Annotated in this window: 1 protein-coding gene; it reads right to left on the bottom strand. The window is 55.8% G+C overall.

Annotated features, from left to right (window positions below):
- Positions 1-2,258 (bottom strand): DEAD/DEAH box helicase family protein (locus RMSM_RS09505; protein WP_008694714.1); only part of this gene is annotated, 2,258 nt, incomplete at its 3' end.
- Between the last annotated feature and the right edge of the window lie 327 nt (positions 2,259-2,585).

The raw sequence follows: 2,585 nt of genomic DNA, 5'->3' as shown, positions 1-2,585 counted from the left end.
GCGGTAAATTTGTCTTGATGCGAACCAATCTCGACCGCCCGAATCGGTTGTCCACCATAGGTTTTTCCGATCCGCCAAAGTGCGTAAGCATTCTCGCGTTTGGCTGCACGCTTGAGCATATCAGCATTCAGCTGCGAAACACTACCATCGACGAGTTCGGGTTTCAGTTCGGTAAACGCGGCGTGCACATGGCCCACTCCCTTTTCGATCGCACCGTCATCGCAAACCCCAAAGATGGTTTCATGTTTTCGCAAGAATCGGCGATAATCATCCAGCCCTTTGCTGAACTCTGGAGCGATGCAAACGACGTCCCAATTGTTGCTGAGTTTTCGAGGTTGTTTGGGATCCAGACGCAGCGATCGGCCACGCAATTGGTTGACCGTCATCGACGTGGTGGCGGTCGAAAGATCCACCAGCACGTTGACCGAGTTGGCGTCCCAGCCCTCGCCCAATAATCCACGCGTACCGACCAGGCAGCGTGTCGTTCCTCGTTGAAACAGCTCGGTAATCATTTCGACATAGATTCGTGGACACCAATCACTGCCGCGGCCATTCAGCTCGTGAAACATTCCTTGTGTTGCGGACGAGATTTCGACTTCGATGGAACGTTCTTGCAGCCAATGGTTCGCCTCGCTCAGGAACCGTTCCAGCAGATCGGCGTCGACCAACACGGACGAACCGGTAACCAAGATCGGATCAAGTTGATTGGTTTCGGGATCGTCCAACAGCATTCGAAACGCCGCCACCGCTCCGCCCGCCTCTTCGTCGAGTAGATGGGCAACTTCCGATCGAATGGCGGAGGATTTTTCGAAGTCGGCGATCACGACGGCGCGGAGATCACCGCCCAGAATCTGAGCCTCGTGACGAAGGATTGGGACAACCGCTCGTGTCTTGTTGCGGGTGTAGGCAATCACGCGAGAGACCGGTGACGCACAAGCTCGGGGGCCGGAATCGGTGATTTGCACACCGAGCATCCGCAAGCGATCGACCACGCGAGTGGCGGTTTCATGATCGGCCCCGTGAGGCGATCGACGAAGGTAGTGGCGTGTGTAGCGATCGATCAACGTGATCAATCGCTCTTGCTCCGATTCGTCGCTTGGCAATATATCGGGAACGTTGTCGGGCAGGGCAATTTTTCTATCGCTTAGAAACCAAACCGCTGCGGTTACAAAGCGAGGATCCGATGCATGGAATTGGCGCCACTGCGATGCTTGGCGTGTGGGAAGTTGCTGATCACGCAGCACACGGCTGAGCCAATCGGTAAGCGATTCCGGTGGCCTGAGGATCAACGATCCGGGATCGTCCGAGATGGCACCGGGTTGGCAAAGTTCTTCGACCAGTTTGCTGAACTGCTGATCTGCCGAGGCGATGAAATCGAGTTCATTGTCACTGGGGCGAACAAAATAGGCCAAGTCTTGATAGGGAGCTAGGTAGCCATCTTTGACCACCGCTGGGACCGGAACCTCGAAGTCAATCTTGCCGAAAAAGTGATCGTAACGCCGCGTGTCTGCGAGTTTCTTGTTGTCCCGATTGGGCGGCGTGGCGGTCAAGCCAACGATCACAGGCCCGTTCAGATACTCGCTGACTTCGGCCAACACTCGTCCCCAGTGGCCCATCAAGTGATGGCACTCGTCCAGAATCAGCAGTCCCACGCCGTAATCACGCAGTCGCACCAGAGTGTCCAACGACGTGCGATGCAGCAGCGTCATCGCGCGGCCGCCGATCGCGTCGTCTTCGCGAATTTGTTTTCGAAAGTACGCTAATCGCTCGTTGTAAAACTGGGGATTGTGGTCACGTAATCCTGCGATCCAATCGTCGGCCTCTTGTTCGCAGGCGGCTTGGTTTTTTGCGATCAGTGATTGCGTCCATAAATCGGTTGCTCGGGCCGCAGTGAACTCGGTGGCCCGCGCAGGCAGCGTCACCGATTGGTAGGTCAGCGAGGTGAGTAACCCCGGCATTTGTGGGTCGGTGCTGATCAGCGGCGCAAGGTCCATGCCATCGCGATGCTCGAACAATTCGGTTCGCGCCGCCCATTGGGCCTGGATCGCGGAATTCGGAGAAAGAACTAATGCAGGTTTACCGACCAGTTCGGCCCAGATATAAAGGCCCATCACCGTTTTTCCGCTCCCCGGCGGCGCGACGATATGCAGCCGTCGCTTGCCCTTGGCTAGTTTTTCGCTAGCGATGCGGGCAACCTCGGCTTGCGAGGGGCGGAGCTGACCTCGAAAGCAAATATCGGGTAAACGGGGGTCGGGCAAAACGGCGTCTCGGTCTGACAAAACAGCGGGCTGTGGGAACGGATTAGCTAAATTTAGCGTGTGAGTTGACTGAATCGTAGCAAGGTAACGATTCGTGGGTGACCAACCACGTGCTCCAAGCCCTTTGATTCAGAAAAGGGGGGCGGATCAGGCGAAATCGCTCGCTTCAATCACAAAATGGGACAATCGGCGTTATTCGCGGTAGGTCAATTTAGCTTGATTCGTCACAATGGGCCGATAGCAAACACCCGTGCCCCCACAAACACTCACAACAATATCATTCGATGATCAAAACCTCTGCTGTGGACGGTCGACGACGAACCGCAA

Origin of the sequence: Rhodopirellula maiorica SM1 (assembly GCF_000346295.1) — a bacterium.
GTDB lineage: Bacteria > Planctomycetota > Planctomycetia > Pirellulales > Pirellulaceae > Novipirellula > Novipirellula maiorica.
This window is presented reverse-complemented; position numbering and strand designations above follow the sequence as displayed.